Raw genomic sequence first — 15699 nt, forward strand, 5'->3', positions numbered from 1 at the left:
GCAGTTTAGAGGAAGAGCCCGGGGCCCGGGCGACTTCCTTCGGGGAATCTGACGCCCACTTTGCCGATCTTGTTCCCGTCCATGACCGCAACCGTCCAGTGAGTGTTGTTCCACTCCACTTGGTCACCAACGATCGGTGCACCACCGACCTTGTGGGCAATGAACGCGCCCAGGGTCATGTCCGGATCAATACCGTCGGCGGGTAGGCCATAGAGCGCTGCAACCGCTTTAAGCTGGGCGTCTCCTTCAAGCACGAAATCACCGAAGAAGCGCAGATCGAGGCCGCGTTGCGGTGCCTGGCTGAACAGTTTTCCGAGGGCGCCAAGGTTGTGTTCATGGCCGATAACGCACAGTAGATCATCGACTTCCAGCACTGTACTACCCGACGGATGGAGCAGTTGCTGGCCACGAAACAGCGCAGCGATACGTGTACCTTCGGGCATTTTCAGTTCGCGCAGGGGCGAACCGATGCACCATTTCTCCGCGCCCAGCTTGTACACGAACAGCTCCCACTCGCTGGTGACGTGGACTTCCAGCGCTGCGCGAGAAATCGGCGCCGGCTCTGGCGGCACGGTCACCTTCAATAGCTTGGCGACCCATGGCAGGCTCGTGCCCTGCACTAGCAGCGACACCAGCACGATGAAGAAGGCGAGGTTGAAGTACAGCTGCGCATTCGGCAGCCCGGCCATCAGCGGGAACACCGCGAGAATGATCGGCACCGCGCCGCGCAGGCCAACCCAGGAAATAAAGGCTTTTTCACGCCCATGGAACGCTTTGAACGGCAGCAGGCCGACCATCACCGACAGCGGTCGCGCAAACAGAATCATCCACAGCGCCAGACCGAGAGCGGGCAAGGCGATCGGCAGCAAATCATGCGGCGTCACCAGCAGCCCCAGCACCAGGAACATGCCGATCTGCGCCAGCCACGCCATGCCGTCGAGCATGTGCAGAATGCCGTGACGGCTGCGCACCGGGCGGTTACCGATCACCAGACCGCACAGGTAAACGGCAAGGAAGCCGCTGCCATGCAGGGCGTTGGTCAGGGCGAATACCACCAGACCGCCAGCGATCACCAGAATCGGATACAGACCGGCAGCGAGGTTGATTCGATTGACCAGTTGCAGCATCAGCCAGCCACCGCCCAGGCCGATCACACCACCGATGCCGAACTCGCGGATCAGGTGGGTCAGGAGGCTCCAGTGCAAACCGGTCTGGCCGCTGGCGAGCATGTCGATCAGGGTCACGGTGAGAAACACCGCCATCGGGTCGTTGCTGCCGGATTCGATTTCCAGGCTGGCCGTCACCCGTTCGTTCAGGCCTTTGCCGCCGAGCAGCGAGAACACCGCTGCGGCGTCCGTCGAGCCAACGATGGCACCGATCAACAAGCCTTGAATCAGATTGAGATCGAACAGCCAGGCAGCGGCCATGCCGGTCAGCCCGGTGGTGATCAACACCCCGACCGTGGCCAGCGACAACGCCGGCCATAACGCCACGCGGAAACTCGACACCCGCGTGCGCAAACCGCCGTCGAGGAGGATCACCGCCAGGGCGAGGTTGCCGACCAGATAGGCCGTCGGGTAGTTATCGAAGATGATCCCGCCGCCATCGACCCCGGCGGCCATGCCGACAGCGAGGATGATGACCAGAATCGGGATGCCGAGACGGGAAGAAAGCGAGCTGACGAGAATGCTTGCGCCTACCAGCAACGCGCCGATCAAGAACAGGCTGTTGATGGTCGTCGCATTCAAAGGCAGTACTCCAGAAGCGTAAAAACGGGCACAAACTGACCATGCAGTCTGCGTGCCAGCGATTCTAACCTGTTGAAATGTGATGCTGTCAAAAAGGTTTTTGCGCTGGGGGATTCGAGGTTTGGGTTCGACTGTCGGTTGCTGCCCTCACCCTAGCCCTCTCCCGGAGGGAGAGGGGACTGATCGCAGTGTTTGTGCAAGGTACATCGACCTGAAAATCCTGAGTCGAACTCAGGTTTTGAAAACACGAAGATCTGCCCCCTTTCCCCCTCTCCCGGGGTGAGAGGGGGACCGAGCGCGGTGTTTGTTCAAGTTGCACCGACCTGAAATTCCGAGTCGAGCGCAGGTTTTGAAAAGCATGAAGATCTGCCCCCTTTCCCCCTCTCCCTCTGGGAGAGGGCTGGGGTGAGGGGCTTTTGATCTTGATCTCAAAATTTACAGGCTAAACCGCCCAACCATGTTGTTCAGGTCCAGCGCCAACCGCGACAGTTCATTACTCGCCGCACTGGTCTGATTCGCGCCGGTCGCCGATTGCACCGACAGATCACGAATATTCACCAGATTACGATCCACTTCCCGCGCCACTTGTGCCTGCTCTTCGGCGGCGCTGGCGATCACCAGGTTGCGCTCATTGATCTCGACGATGGCGGTGTTGATGGTGTCCAGCGACATGCCGGCACCTCGAGCAATGTTCAGCGTCGACTCGGCACGCTCGGTGCTGTTACGCATCGAATCCACGGCGTGTTCGGTACCGCTCTGAATGCTGCCGATCATCCGCTCGATTTCGCTGGTCGACTGCTGAGTACGGTGCGCCAGGGCACGCACTTCATCCGCTACCACGGCAAAACCACGCCCGGCTTCACCGGCACGCGCCGCTTCAATCGCCGCGTTCAGCGCCAGCAGGTTGGTCTGATCGGCCAGGCCACGAATCACGTCGAGCACCTTGCCGATGTCACGGGATTCATTGGCCAGATCGCCGATCAGGCTGGCAGTGCTCTGTACATCGGCACTCATGCGTTCGATCGCGCTGACTGTTTCCTGGACCAGGTCACGACCGTCGCCAGCCGAAGTGGTGGCGTTCTTCGAGGCTTCGGAGGTGCTCACCGCATTGCGGGCGACTTCTTCTACGGCGCTGGTCATTTCGTTGACCGCAGTGGCCGCTTGTTCGATCTCGTTGTTCTGCTGAGTCAGGCCACGCGCGCTTTCGTCGGTGACGCTGTTCAGCTCTTCAGCCGCTGAAGCCAGCTGAGTGGCCGACCCGGAAATGCGTTGCAGGGTGTCACGCAGCTTCGATTGCATCTTGGCCATGGCTGCGAGCAGGCGACCGGCCTCGTCTTCACCGTCAACATGGATCGGCTGGGTCAGGTTGCCTTCGGCGATGGTTTCCGCAGCGTCCAGTGCTTTGGAAATTGGTTTAGTGATGCTCACCGTCAGCAGCCAGGCGAACAGGAAGGTCAGACCAGTGGCGATCACCAGCAGGGTCACCACCAGATCAAACGCCGAAGAGTACTGATCGGCCGCTTGCTGATTGGTCTCGCTGATCTGCTCGCCGTTGATCTGCATCAGACGGTTGAGCACGGTGTTCACCGCTTCGGAGTTGTTCAGCAACTCGGTGTTGAGCAGGGTGCGCAGCTCATCCACCTGGTTGTTGCGCGACAGGCTCTTCATGCGGTCTTCGATCTGGCGGTACTGGCCGAGCAACTGCACGTACTGGTCATAGGCAGCACGCTCTTCGGGGCTGCCGATCAGCGGCTCGTAATCGCTCTGGGCCTTGCGGATCTGCTGGTTACGCATGTCCAGCAGCTCAACGGTTTTCTGCTGCACGTCTGGCTCGCGGTTGACCAGCAAGCGGTACGACAGCACGCGCAGGCGCAGGGTCAACTGGGTGAACTCGTCGAGGTTCTTGATGCTCGGTACGCTGGTGGACGAGATGTTCTCGGCTGCACCGCGGATTTTGCTCATCTGATTCAGTGCGAACACACCCAGAATCAGCATCAGGCCGCCAATCAGGGCGAAGCCGGTAAACGCCCGTGGGGCGATATTCATATTGCGAAGGGACATGGGGCGGATACCAAGAGAGGGCCGCATCCATGCGGGCTGAGACTGCTGTATGGATGACTTATCGGTCATGCGACTAAAGTCTTGAGGCACTGTGCGTATTTGTCGCAGAAGGGCCTGGGCGACGAAGTGCAGGAACCAGATCGGCAGATCACAGTCTTTAAAACTCGCAGGAACGGTCCGCCACCAGGAAAATCAAGGCTTTGCGCCGGTTTAACCCTGGCATCCGTGGTGACTTTTCTTTATCGTACGCGCCCTTTGAAAAACGCTTGGAAGATCAAAATGTTGGAAGCATCCCTCAGCCAATTGGAACAGCTCGTCAGCGACCTGGTGCAACAGAACCAGACCCTCGCGCAAACCAACCAGACCCTGTCCACGGAACTGGCCCAGGCCAAGGATGAAAACGAAAGCCTGCAACTGAACCTGATGGAACAGGAAGAAAAGCACGGCGCCACCGCGGCCCGCATTCAAGCCTTGGTTGATCGCGTCAACGCAGGTCCTGTCAGCGCATGAACCACCACACAGCAGGGGTAAAAGTCGTCTCCATTCTCGGGGAGGACTATTCGATCAAGGCACCGGCCGGGGAAGAACAGACCCTGCTGGACGCGGCCATGATGCTCAAGGCAGCGCTGGATGACACCAAGCGCAAATACCCGACACTGATCGGTGACCGTTTGCTGGTGCTGGCGGCGATGAATCTGTGCTCGCAGCAGATCGAAATGAAGAAGCAACACCAGGAAGAACTCGACCGTTACCAAGAGCAAGTCAGCGCCACGGTCGACACCATCGCCAAGACCATCAATCAGGGTTGAAGCGCGTTTTTGCAGCGCCTCGGTACTTCGAGGCGCTCATATATGAACGGCTCTGTGTTTATTGAGTTTTAGTCACTGGTTGCCAGTAGATCTTCCTCAACCACTCTCCGTTGGTTTGCTTCTTAAACTCTCCGTGGGAGACCCTGTAGGTCGTCTCGTCGATCGTCACTTCATCTCCGCGCGAAAGCAGGTTTATATATTCTGATCCTGCGATCGGCTGAGTTGTACTGAACGTCGCGCCTGAGAACGTAGTGATCGTAGCTTTGTAATGGATTACGGGGAAAACCATGACTTCGGTGAAGTGTTTTCGGGTGATCATCGATAGCATGCTGGATCCGTCGACAAAGTCGCCGACCTGCGCTGATTTCACAAACGTATCGTTGTCAGAAATTGTCTGTACAAAGCTTTCAGCTGGACTTGTATCAGCCATGATCTTTCTCCTGCTAGTACAGCATGAGTCTGTGAAGCGAATGCTTGGGCACAGACAGGGAAACTGCAATCTATGCCACGCGATGCGCCCTGTAACCTGTCAGAGTTGACAGTGTTCTCCCTATGAAATCGGCCCGCTTCTTGCTGGTCGAAGATCGCTGCTTTAGGGTTTGTCTCTTGTTTGCGTGATTTTTGTATACATCTGGCGCGACAGTTGCAGTGTTTCTGCCTCTTATTCTTTGGGGGTGCTCCATGCAGTTGTGGCGACGCAGTATTCAATGGCAGCTGATTCTCAGCATGGGCACCGCCCTGCTGGTCAGTATCCTGATCGTGGTTGGCATTTATACCCTGGTGGTCAACCGCCTCGCCCAGAGCTATCTGGTCGAACAAGCACTGCCGTCGAGCATCGAAGCGACGCGCAACGATATCGAACGGATCCTTGTGCAACCGCTGACAGCCGCCAAGGATATTGCCAGTAATACGATGGTCCGTGACTGGCTCGCCTCAGGCGAAGACAGCAGCAAAACGGCTGGCTTCGCGCAGTATCTGGAAGGCATCCGCGCCGAACATAAAGCCTTCACTGCTTTGATCATCGGCACCGAATCCAATCACTACATCACCGAAAAAGGCCTGGATCGCACCCTCAGCCGTTCAAAACCGGCTGACGCGTGGTTCTATTCCTTCCTCGACAGCAATCAGCCGCGCACTCTCAATATCGACAACGATGGCGCCACCGGAGAACTGGCGCTGTTCATCGATTTGAAGGTCGAGCAGGCCGGTAAAGTGGTCGGTGTGGCTGGGCTCGGTTTGAGCATGAAAGAGCTGTCGGAGCTGATTCACAACTTCAGCTTTGGCGAGCGCGGCAAGGTCTATCTCGTGCGTTCCGATGGTTTGATCCAGGTGCATCCCGAGGCGCAATTCAGCGGTAAGCGCACCCTGACGGAGCAGATTGGCGCCTCCGCTGCTCAAGCCGTCATGGGTCAAAAAAATGCTGTGAGCAGCAGCTTCCAAAGGGAGGGTGAAGACTTCCTCGCCTTCAGCCTGCCGCTGCGCGATCTGGGCTGGACCCTGGTGGCCGAAGTGCCGCAATCGCAGATCTACGCCGAAGCCCGTAAAGCGATGTGGATGAGCGGCGGTATCGGTCTGGCCGTAGCGCTGGTGTGCCTCGCTTTGGTGGTGTGGCTGGCGCAAGGGCTGGTGCGGCCGATTCGTCAGGTAACAGCGGCGCTGGTAGCGATTGGTAGCGGCGGTGGAGATTTGACCCACCGGTTAGATTCCAGCCGTGCCGATGAACTGGGCGACCTCGCTCGCGGCTTCAATCGTTTCCTCGATAGCCAGCGCGGATTGATCGGCGAAGTACTGACCACCAGCGAGCGACTGCGTACGGCCGTGGGGCAAGTGGCGAAAGTGGTGGAGAACACGGCTGAACGCTCGGGCCGCCAGCAGGAAATGACCGACATGGTCGCGACGGCGGTTCACGAGATGGGTTTGACCGTGCAGGAAATCGCGCAAAACGCCGGTAACGCGGCGCTGGCCTCGCAGACCGCGCGGGATGAAGCAATGCAGGCGCGGGAGGTGGTCGGCGGCTCGATTCGGCATATTGAAAGCATGTCCGATGAGATTGGCGTGGCGGCGGGCGCGGTCGGTGAGCTGGCGCATCAGGTGGCTTCGATCGATTCTGTATTGGCGGTGATTCGTGGCGTGTCCGAGCAGACCAACCTGTTGGCGCTCAACGCCGCCATCGAAGCGGCGCGGGCCGGGGATATGGGGCGCGGTTTCGCCGTCGTCGCCGATGAAGTACGCACTTTGGCGCGCCGCACGCAGGCATCCACTGACGAAATCCAGCAGATGATCGGCAGCCTCAAGCAAGGCGCGGAAAACGCCGTGTCGTCGATGCGCACCGGTCAGGCCGCGACCGGCACAGGGGTTGAGTCGAGCCAGCGCACCGGAGCGTCGTTGACGGCGATTACCGGTCAGGTCGAGCGCATCAGCGATATGAACCATCAAGTGGCGACGGCGACGGAAGAGCAGTCGGCGGTGACTGAAGAGATCAACCGGAATGTGCAGGGGATTTCTGATCTGGCGCGGGCGACGGCGGGGGAGGTGCGGGCGTGTCGTGAAGACTGCCAGATGTTGCAGAGGCTGGCGGATGATTTGGCAAGGCAGATGGGTGGGTTCAAGTTGAGTTGAGTGTTGAAGCAGAAAAGCCCCTCACCCTAACCCTCTCCCAAAGGGAGAGGGGACTGACCGTGGAAAATTCAGGAGGTACGCCGACCTGAAAGTACTGTACTGAATCCATAGTCGATGCGGTTTTTCAGGTCGATGTATAGCGCCAGGCACCTCGGTCGGCCCCCTCTCCCTTTGGGAGAGGGCTGGGATGAGGGTAGCGTTTCAGAACCACGCATCCTGCATCGCCAGGCACGTATCATCCCGCGCCTCCAGCAACGCCAGTTCATGGTGGCAACCCGGCACTTCCCACGTCAGGAAATACCTCGCTGCTTGCAGCTTGCCCTTATAGAAGTCAGCATCCGCTGAGTTCCCTATGGCCAACCCTTCCTCGGCACGAATCGCCTGCTCCAGCCAGCGCCAGCCAATCACCGCGTGGCCGAACACCTTCAGGTACAACGCCGAGTTCGCTAGGCTGCTGTTGACCTTGCCCTGTGCCAGATCGGTCAGCAGGCCGATGGTCACCGTTTGCAGGCGAGCTACCAGTTTCTCTAAAGGCTCCCGCAGTGCGGTCAGCGAATCGTACGCCGTAGCGCGTTCAGCGGTGGTGGCGATCAACCGAATCAACTGCTTCAGTCCGGCACCACCGTTTTGCGCCAGCTTGCGCCCGAGCAAGTCCAGCGACTGAATGCCGTGGGTGCCTTCGTGAATCGGGTTCAAGCGGTTGTCGCGGTAATACTGCTCCACCGGGTATTCGCGGGTGTAACCGTGGCCGCCAAGAATCTGGATCGCCAGTTCGTTGGCCTTGAGGCAGAACTCCGATGGCCAGGATTTGACGATCGGCGTCAGCAGATCCAGCAACTCATGCGCCTGTTTGCGCTCGGTTTCAGATTCAAGCGTGGTGGTGTCGTCGAATAAGCGTGCGGCATACAAGCCGAGGTCAAATGCACCTTCAACGTAGGACTTTTGCGTCAACAGCATGCGTCGTACATCGGCGTGCTGAATGATCGCCACCGGCGCTGTGGTCGGATCCTTGCTGTCCGGCACCCGGCCTTGCGGGCGTTCGCGGGCGTACTCCAGCGAATACAGATAACCGGCATAACCGAGCATCACTGCGCCCATGCCGACGCCGATCCGCGCCTCGTTCATCATCTGGAACATGTAGCTCAAACCGCGATGCGGCTCACCGACCAGATAACCGACGCACTCACCGTTATCGCCGAAGTTCAGCGCCGTGGAGGTGGTGCCGCGCCAGCCCATCTTGTGGAACAGCCCGGCCAGCAGCACGTCATTGCGTGGGCCGAGGCTGCCGTCATCGTTAACCAGAAACTTCGGTACGATAAACAGCGAAATGCCTTTAACGCCCGCAGGTGCGTCCGGCAGTTTGGCCAGGACCATGTGCACGATGTTTTCCGAGAGCGGGTGATCGCCGCCGGAGATGAAGATTTTGTTGCCCTTCAGGCGATAAGTACCGTCGGACGCCGGCTCGGCGCGCGTACGAATATCCGACAGCGATGAACCTGCATGCGGTTCGGTCAGCGCCATGGTGCCGAAGAAGCGACCATCGATCATGGGCTGCAGGAAGCGTTGTTTCTGCTCCTCAGTGCCAAAGCTCTCGATCAGGTTCGCCGCGCCCATGGTCAGGAACGGATACGAGGTCGAAGCGGCGTTGGCCGACTGGAAGTGCGCGAAGCAAGCTTGAGACAGCAGCGTCGGCAGTTGCATGCCGCCAGCGTCGAAGCTGCGCGCAGCGTTGAGGAATCCGGCTTCAAGGAAGGCATCCACCGCCGGTTTCACTTCAGGAATCAGAATCGCCTTGCCATCTTCGTAGCGCGGCTCGTTCTCGTCGCCTTTGCGGTTGTGCGGTGCGAAGTACTTCTCGGCGATGCTGCGTGCGGTGCCGATGGCGGCGTCGAAGGTTTCGCGATTGTGTTCGGCAAAGCGCTCACGCCGGGTCAGGCCCTCGGCATCGAGGACTTCATACAGCTCGAAAGCCAGATTGCGGGAACTGAGCAGCGTCTCGGACATGGCGGCCTACCTGAAATTGGGGTTGGGCCGAGTCTAAGGTGGGGGAATAGAGGCTGGATAGGATGATTGATGAGAGTGATGCAGAGGTGAGGGCGACACTAATCAAATGTAGGAGTGAGCCTGCTCGCGATAGCGGTCTGTCAGTCGAATAAATGTGTCTGATAGATCGCTATCGCGAGCAGGCTCACTCCTACAGGGAATTGCATTCCAGGCGACTATTGCGGTCGCCTGGATTTAGACCGGTTTAGCCGATAGTCATCAAGCTGGCATTACCCCCCGCCGCAGCGGTGTTAACACTCAACGCCCGCTCAATCACCAGGCGCTCGAGCGCAATGTTGGTCTCGCCCTGGGACAAGCCCTGAACCCCAACGATCGCACCGGCACGCTTGGCAATCTGCTGGCAAACGCCGCGCAACTGGTCGGAATGGCCGTGATGCAGAACCGCATCAAACACCACGTCGTCTTTATTCCAGTCGGCAACCAGCTTGATCCGCGCCTGAATCTCCTTCGGCAGGCGTGCGAACAAGGCCTTGCTGATGTCGGACTCCGGCCATACCGCCGAACCGCCTACCGCCAGCACCGCCGCCAGTTGCGTCAGCAAATCACCTTCAACCTCGGCCAGGCACAACACGTGCTCACGCGGGAGGATGGCATAGCTGTTTTTCTCACCGGTCGGGCCGGCCAGTACGCGGGTGATGCCGCTCTGCGATTGCGCAGCGTACTGCACGCACAGGGTGCTCAGGTCGGCAAACTTGTTGCTGTCAGCCCAGGCTTTCAGCGCGGTCAGCGGTTTACTCATGGCGTCGCGCAGACGAACGTCCGGTGCCACGGCAGCATCACCGCGAGCGAAGGATTGTTCGATGGCATCAGTAGGGCGCGTCGACAGCAAGCGGTACAAGTACAGCGGGCCACCGGCTTTCGGACCGGTACCCGACAAGCCTTCGCCGCCGAATGGCTGCACGCCGACCACAGCGCCAACGATGTTGCGGTTGACGTAGACGTTACCGGCGTTGACGTTGTCGATCACCTTGGCGATGGTCTCGTCGATGCGCGTGTGTACGCCCAAAGTCAGGCCATAACCGGAAGCGTTGATCTGGCCGATCAGTTGATCGATCTCTTTGCGCTTGTAGCGCACCACGTGCAGCACCGGGCCGAAGATCTCGCGTTGCAGCTCGTCGAAGCTTTCCAGTTCGATCAGGGTCGGCATGACGAAGGTGCCGCGTTTGACTTCTTCGGTGTCGGCAATCGCCACTTGGTAGACGTTGCGACCTTTGTCGCGCATGCCCTGGATGTGCTTGTCGATGCCCGCCTTGGCTTCGGCGTCGATCACCGGGCCGATGTCCACGGACAGGCGCTCCGGGTTGCCGAGACGGCTTTCCGCCATGGCACCTTTGAGCATCTCGATGACGCGATCGGCGGAATCTTCCTGCAGGCACAGTACGCGCAGCGCCGAGCAACGCTGACCGGCGCTGTCGAAGGCCGACGAAACTACGTCGATCACCACCTGTTCGGTCAGTGCCGAAGAGTCGACGATCATCGCGTTCTGACCACCGGTTTCGGCGATCAGCGGAATCGGACGACCCTGGTTGTCGAGACGACCGGCAATGTTGCGTTGCAGCAGGCGCGCAACTTCGGTGGAGCCGGTGAACATCACGCCTTTGACGCGCTCATCGCCGACCAGACCGGCGCCGACGGTTTCACCGCGACCCGGCAGCAGTTGCAGCACGCCTTGCGGAATCCCGGCTTCGAGCATCAAGCGCACGGCTTGAGCAGCCACCAGCGGAGTCTGCTCGGCCGGTTTGGCCAGTACCGGGTTACCGGCGGCCAGAGCGGCAGCGACTTGACCGCTGAAGATCGCCAGCGGGAAGTTCCACGGGCTGATGCACACCACCGGACCCAGTGGGCGATGGGCATCGTTGCTGAAATCGTTGCGCGCTTGTACTGCGTAGTAACGCAGGAAGTCGACCGCTTCGCGGACTTCGGCGATGGCGTTGGCGTAGGTCTTGCCGGCTTCACGAGCCAACAGGCCCATCAGTGGCTGAATCTCGCCTTCCATCAAGTCAGCGGCACGTTCCAGAATCGCCGCGCGTTCGGCCGGCGGGGTGGCCTGCCAGATCGGTGCAGCGTTCAGTGCGCACTGGATAGCGTTGTCGACGTCTTCGACGGTAGCTTCCTGAACATGCCCGACCACATCGCGGTGATCCGACGGATTCAGCACTGGTGCAGGGGTTTCGTTGCTCGACGCGCAACCGAGCATCGGCGCAGCCTTCCAGTCGGTATGGGCCGTGGCGAGCAGTGCGCAGGACAGCGAAGCCAGACGATGTTCGTTGGCCATGTCGATGCCGCTGGAGTTGGCTCGCTCGGCGCCGTACAGGTCACGCGGCAACGGAATACGCGGGTGCGGCAGGCCGAATCCACCTTCCACGGTCGCCATCTGCTCGATCTGCGCCACCGGATCGGCCACCAGTTCCTGAATCGAAATCGACTGGTCGGCGATGCGGTTGACGAACGAGGTGTTCGCACCGTTTTCCAGCAAGCGACGTACGAGGTACGCCAGCAGCGTTTCGTGAGTGCCGACCGGAGCGTAAACGCGGCACGGACGGTTCAGCTTGCCTTCGGAAACTTTGCCTACAACCTGCTCGTAGAGCGGTTCGCCCATGCCGTGCAGGCATTGGAATTCGTACTGACCCGGGTAATAGTTCTGACCGGCAATGTGATAAATGGCCGACAGGGTGTGGGCGTTGTGCGTGGCGAACTGCGGGTAGATGACTTCCGGCACCGACAGCAGTTTGCGTGCGCAAGCGATGTAGGAAACGTCGGTGTACACCTTGCGGGTGTAGACCGGATAGCCTTCCAGGCCTTCGACCTGGGCGCGCTTGATTTCGCTGTCCCAGTAGGCGCCCTTCACCAGACGGATCATCAGGCGATGACGGCTGCGACGGGCCAGATCGATCACGTAGTCGATCACGTACGGGCAACGCTTCTGGTAAGCCTGGATCACGAAACCGATGCCGTTCCAGCCAGTCAGTTGCGGCTCGAAGCACAGGCGCTCAAGCAGATCCAGCGACAGTTCGAGACGGTCGGCTTCTTCGGCATCGATGTTCAGGCCGATGTCGTATTGCTTGGCCAGCAGGGTCAGCGACAGCAGACGCGGGTACAGCTCGTCCATCACACGCTCGTACTGCGCACGGCTGTAACGCGGGTGCAGTGCCGACAACTTGATGGAGATGCCCGGGCCTTCATAAATCCCACGGCCGTGGGAGGCTTTGCCGATCGAGTGAATGGCTTGTTCGTACGACGCCAGGTACTTCTGCGCGTCGTGTTCGGTGAGGGCCGCTTCACCGAGCATGTCGTAGGAATAACGGAAGCCCTTGGCTTCGAACTTGCTCGCGTTGGCCAACGCTTCGGCGATGGTTTCGCCGGTGACGAACTGCTCGCCCATCAGGCGCATGGCCATGTCGACGCCCTTGCGGATCATCGGCTCGCCGCTCTTGCCGATGATGCGGCTCAAGGACGACGTCAGGCCAGCTTCGTTGTGGGTGGACACAAGCTTGCCGGTCAGCAGCAGGCCCCAAGTGGCCGCGTTGACGAACAGCGACGGGCTGTTGCCCAAATGCGGGTGCCAGTTACCGGTGCTGATCTTGTCGCGGATCAGTGCGTCGCGAGTGCCCTTGTCCGGGATACGCAGCAGCGCTTCGGCGAGGCACATCAGCGCCACGCCTTCCTGGGACGACAGGGAAAATTCCTGCAGCAGACCCTGAACAATGCCTGCACGACCGCCGGCACTTTTCTGGTTACGCAGTTTTTCCGCGATGGAAGCGGCAAGTTTGTTGGTGGCTTCTGCCATCGGCGCTGGCAGGCGAGCCTGCTCGATCAGCATCGGCACGACTTCCGGCTCAGGGCGACGGTAAGCGGCAGTGATCGAAGCGCGCAGAACGGACTGCGGCAGGATGCTTTCAGCGAATTCGAGGAAGCATTGGTGGGCGTGATCGGTGTGCACTTCGCCCGCCTCATCGGCGTCCTTGGCGGTCAAACCGTTCAGCTCGGTCAGGGTTGCACCACCCTCGAGTTTTTCCAGGTAATTGAAAATTGCCTGCTTGATCAGCCAGTGCGGCGTGCGATCAATCGAGGTTGCGGCGGCCTTCAGGCGTTCGCGGGTCGGGTCATCGAGTTTGACCCCAAGGGTGGTGGTAGCCATATTTTTATCCTCATAGTTGCCACAGTTGCGTGGCATCAGCTGGCGGCAAGATTAGCCGTGCGCCGAAAGAGGTGCAACCGGGTGCAACCCTTTTTTTGTCGGAATAATAGGCAACTCGTCAGGAATTATTTTCTGGTACGAAAGTGCTGCTCCTGCTTGGTGCTTTTGCTTCTAGTAAAGGGTTATGACTGCCACAAAAGGGAGCAAAAACGGGGTGATTGTCGATAAATCCGACTGGGTGCAACTAATTCTCACGAAACTGGTTGCACCTTATTTGATTTGTTGCATAGCATTCGCGCCCTAGGTGCAACCGGGAATAACCCGGTGTACCGGCTGATGGCTTTCCTGGGGAAACATCAGTCCTAAATGCGCGGGATCCCGGATCGTCTGCCAAACGTCGTCGTTTGCGTGCGGTTCACCACCGCCGCTACATAAAAACAAAGCCAGGGCGTAACTCAATGAGCGTAAGCAATCCAACCCTGATCACGTTCGTGATCTACATCGCAGCAATGGTGCTGATCGGCTTGATGGCCTATCGCTCCACCAACAACCTTTCTGACTATATTCTCGGCGGTCGCAGCCTCGGCAGCGTCGTCACCGCGCTGTCCGCCGGTGCGTCCGACATGAGCGGCTGGTTGTTGATGGGCCTGCCGGGCGCCATCTATATGTCCGGTCTGTCTGAAAGCTGGATCGCCATCGGTCTGGTCATCGGTGCCTACCTCAACTGGCTGTTCGTTGCCGGCCGTCTGCGCGTGCAGACCGAGCACAACGGCGACGCCCTGACCCTGCCGGACTACTTCGCCAGCCGTTTTGAAGACAAAAGCGGCCTGCTGCGGATCATCTCGGCGATCGTGATTCTGGTGTTCTTCACCATCTACTGCGCTTCCGGCATTGTGGCCGGTGCCCGTCTGTTCGAAAGCACCTTCGGCATGTCCTACGAGACCGCGCTGTGGGCCGGTGCTGCGGCGACAATTGCCTACACCTTTATCGGCGGTTTCCTGGCGGTGAGCTGGACCGACACCGTACAAGCCACCCTGATGATTTTCGCGCTGATCCTTACGCCAATCATCGTGCTGCTGGCCACCGGTGGCGTCGACACCACGTTCCTGGCCATCGAAGCGCAAGATCCAAGCAACTTCGACATGCTCAAAGGCACCACTTTCATCGGCATCATCTCGCTGATGGGCTGGGGTCTGGGCTACTTCGGTCAGCCGCACATCCTCGCGCGTTTCATGGCGGCGGATTCGGTGAAATCGATCGCTAAGGCGCGTCGCATTTCCATGACCTGGATGATCCTGTGCCTGGGCGGCACCGTGGCGGTGGGCTTCTTCGGTATCGCGTACTTCTCGGCGCACCCGGAAGTTGCCGGTCCCGTGACCGAGAACCACGAACGTGTGTTCATCGAACTGGCCAAACTGCTGTTCAACCCATGGATCGCCGGTGTGCTGTTGTCGGCCATTCTGGCTGCGGTGATGAGCACCCTGAGCTGCCAGTTGCTGGTGTGCTCGAGCGCCCTGACCGAAGACTTCTACAAAACCTTCCTGCGTAAATCTGCTTCTCAGGTTGAACTGGTCTGGGTCGGCCGTGCCATGGTGCTGTTGGTTGCACTGATCGCGATCGCCTTGGCGGCCAACCCGGAAAACCGCGTACTGGGTCTGGTGTCCTACGCTTGGGCCGGTTTCGGTGCTGCGTTCGGTCCGGTTGTGCTGATCTCGGTTATCTGGAAAGAAATGACCCGCGACGGCGCACTGGCCGGTATTCTGGTCGGCGCGATCACCGTGGTGGTCTGGAAGCATTTCGAACTGCTGGGTCTGTACGAAATCATCCCGGGCTTCATCTTCGCCAGCCTGGCCATCTACATCGTCAGCAAGATGGGCGAGCCGAGCAGAGGCATGGTGCAGCGCTTCGAAGCGGCGGAAAAAGATTTCCACCTGAACAAGTGATTGTTCTGAGCTGAGGCTCACCCGAAAACGGCCCGTTTCCTACAGGAGACGGGCCGTTTTTTTGTGCCTGTGATTTCTTGCCGACGCTGAAGAAACCTGTGGGAGCTGGCTTGCCAGCGATGAGGGCGGCACATTCAGAACATTCAGTAACTGACGCATCGCTATCGCTGGCAAGCCAGCTCCCACAGGGTTCTATGGATGACTTGAGAGATTTGTCTGTAGTTGAAGGCGTCGCTTTTTGCAGGGTTTTTCGTCAATGAAAGTAGGGAAAATCTGATTTTCCCGTCACCCATTCATCACCCCTTGCCCCTCATGCA

Annotated in this window: 9 protein-coding genes and 1 pseudogene; 4 read left to right on the plus strand and 6 right to left on the minus strand. The window is 59.3% G+C overall.

The window, feature by feature from the left end; genetic code table 11:
* Window positions 1–5: 5 nt before the first annotated feature.
* The 3 genes and pseudogenes from LOY43_RS02205 to LOY43_RS28780 all read right to left on the minus strand — a co-directional run.
* Complete coding sequence (locus LOY43_RS02205) at window positions 6–1748, minus strand: potassium/proton antiporter (protein WP_034152922.1); 1743 nt, start codon at window positions 1746–1748, stop codon at window positions 6–8.
* A 435-nt stretch (window positions 1749–2183) separates the two neighbouring features.
* Window positions 2184–3056: a methyl-accepting chemotaxis protein gene (locus LOY43_RS28775; protein WP_371042268.1), complete on the minus strand. Its 873-nt coding sequence runs from the start codon at window positions 3054–3056 to the stop codon at window positions 2184–2186.
* 30 nt (window positions 3057–3086) lie between these two features.
* Window positions 3087–3878 (minus strand): annotated as a pseudogene (locus LOY43_RS28780) (MCP four helix bundle domain-containing protein); the annotation flags it as partial.
* 210 nt (window positions 3879–4088) lie between these two features.
* On the opposite strand from LOY43_RS28780, the gene LOY43_RS02215 reads away from it, so the two are divergent.
* Both LOY43_RS02215 and LOY43_RS02220 read left to right on the plus strand, forming a co-directional pair.
* Window positions 4089–4319: a hypothetical protein gene (locus tag LOY43_RS02215; RefSeq protein ID WP_007909525.1), complete on the plus strand. Its 231-nt coding sequence runs from the start codon at window positions 4089–4091 to the stop codon at window positions 4317–4319.
* The gene (locus tag LOY43_RS02220) at window positions 4316–4618 is read left to right on the plus strand and encodes a cell division protein ZapA (protein ID WP_016987569.1); all 303 of its coding nucleotides are present in this window, start codon (window positions 4316–4318) and stop codon (window positions 4616–4618) included. Before LOY43_RS02215 ends, LOY43_RS02220 begins: the two co-directional genes overlap by 4 nt.
* 58 nt (window positions 4619–4676) lie before the next feature.
* Here LOY43_RS02220 and LOY43_RS02225 read toward each other — a convergent pair whose 3' ends face one another.
* Entirely contained in the window at window positions 4677–5048 is a 372-nt protein-coding gene (locus LOY43_RS02225; protein WP_095047240.1) for a hypothetical protein, read from the minus strand.
* 251 nt (window positions 5049–5299) lie between these two features.
* Between LOY43_RS02225 and LOY43_RS02230 the strand changes: the two genes are divergently transcribed.
* A complete protein-coding gene (locus LOY43_RS02230; protein ID WP_258709137.1) occupies window positions 5300–7237 on the plus strand; it encodes a methyl-accepting chemotaxis protein in 1938 nt (645 codons plus the stop codon).
* Window positions 7238–7438: 201 nt separating this feature from the next.
* On the opposite strand, the gene LOY43_RS02235 is transcribed toward LOY43_RS02230, so the two are convergent.
* Together LOY43_RS02235 and putA are read right to left on the minus strand one after the other, a co-directional pair.
* A complete protein-coding gene (locus LOY43_RS02235; protein ID WP_095047243.1) occupies window positions 7439–9241 on the minus strand; it encodes an acyl-CoA dehydrogenase in 1803 nt (600 codons plus the stop codon).
* A 244-nt stretch (window positions 9242–9485) separates the two neighbouring features.
* Window positions 9486–13439 (minus strand): trifunctional transcriptional regulator/proline dehydrogenase/L-glutamate gamma-semialdehyde dehydrogenase, encoded by a 3954-nt coding sequence (putA, locus tag LOY43_RS02240; protein WP_258709138.1) that lies wholly within the window; start codon window positions 13437–13439, stop codon window positions 9486–9488.
* Between the two features lie 458 nt (window positions 13440–13897).
* On the opposite strand from putA, the gene putP reads away from it, so the two are divergent.
* Entirely contained in the window at window positions 13898–15382 is a 1485-nt protein-coding gene (gene putP, locus LOY43_RS02245) for a sodium/proline symporter PutP (RefSeq protein WP_099757805.1), read from the plus strand.
* Window positions 15383–15699: the final 317 nt, after the last annotated feature.

Origin of the sequence: Pseudomonas sp. B21-041 (genome assembly GCF_024748675.1) — a bacterium.
In the GTDB taxonomy this organism is placed as follows: Bacteria; Pseudomonadota; Gammaproteobacteria; order Pseudomonadales; family Pseudomonadaceae; genus Aquipseudomonas; species Aquipseudomonas neuropathica.

Coding starts and splice junctions, on each gene's coding strand:
- LOY43_RS02220 (WP_016987569.1), top strand. CDS start 4,316: ATGAACCACCACACAGCAGGGGTAAAAGTCGTCTCCATTCTCGGGGAG.
- LOY43_RS02215 (WP_007909525.1), top strand. CDS start 4,089: ATGTTGGAAGCATCCCTCAGCCAATTGGAACAGCTCGTCAGCGACCTG.
- LOY43_RS28775 (WP_371042268.1), bottom strand. CDS start 3,056: ATGGCCAAGATGCAATCGAAGCTGCGTGACACCCTGCAACGCATTTCC.
- putA (WP_258709138.1), bottom strand. CDS start 13,439: ATGGCTACCACCACCCTTGGGGTCAAACTCGATGACCCGACCCGCGAA.
- LOY43_RS02225 (WP_095047240.1), bottom strand. CDS start 5,048: ATGGCTGATACAAGTCCAGCTGAAAGCTTTGTACAGACAATTTCTGAC.
- putP (WP_099757805.1), top strand. CDS start 13,898: ATGAGCGTAAGCAATCCAACCCTGATCACGTTCGTGATCTACATCGCA.
- LOY43_RS02235 (WP_095047243.1), bottom strand. CDS start 9,241: ATGTCCGAGACGCTGCTCAGTTCCCGCAATCTGGCTTTCGAGCTGTAT.
- LOY43_RS02230 (WP_258709137.1), top strand. CDS start 5,300: ATGCAGTTGTGGCGACGCAGTATTCAATGGCAGCTGATTCTCAGCATG.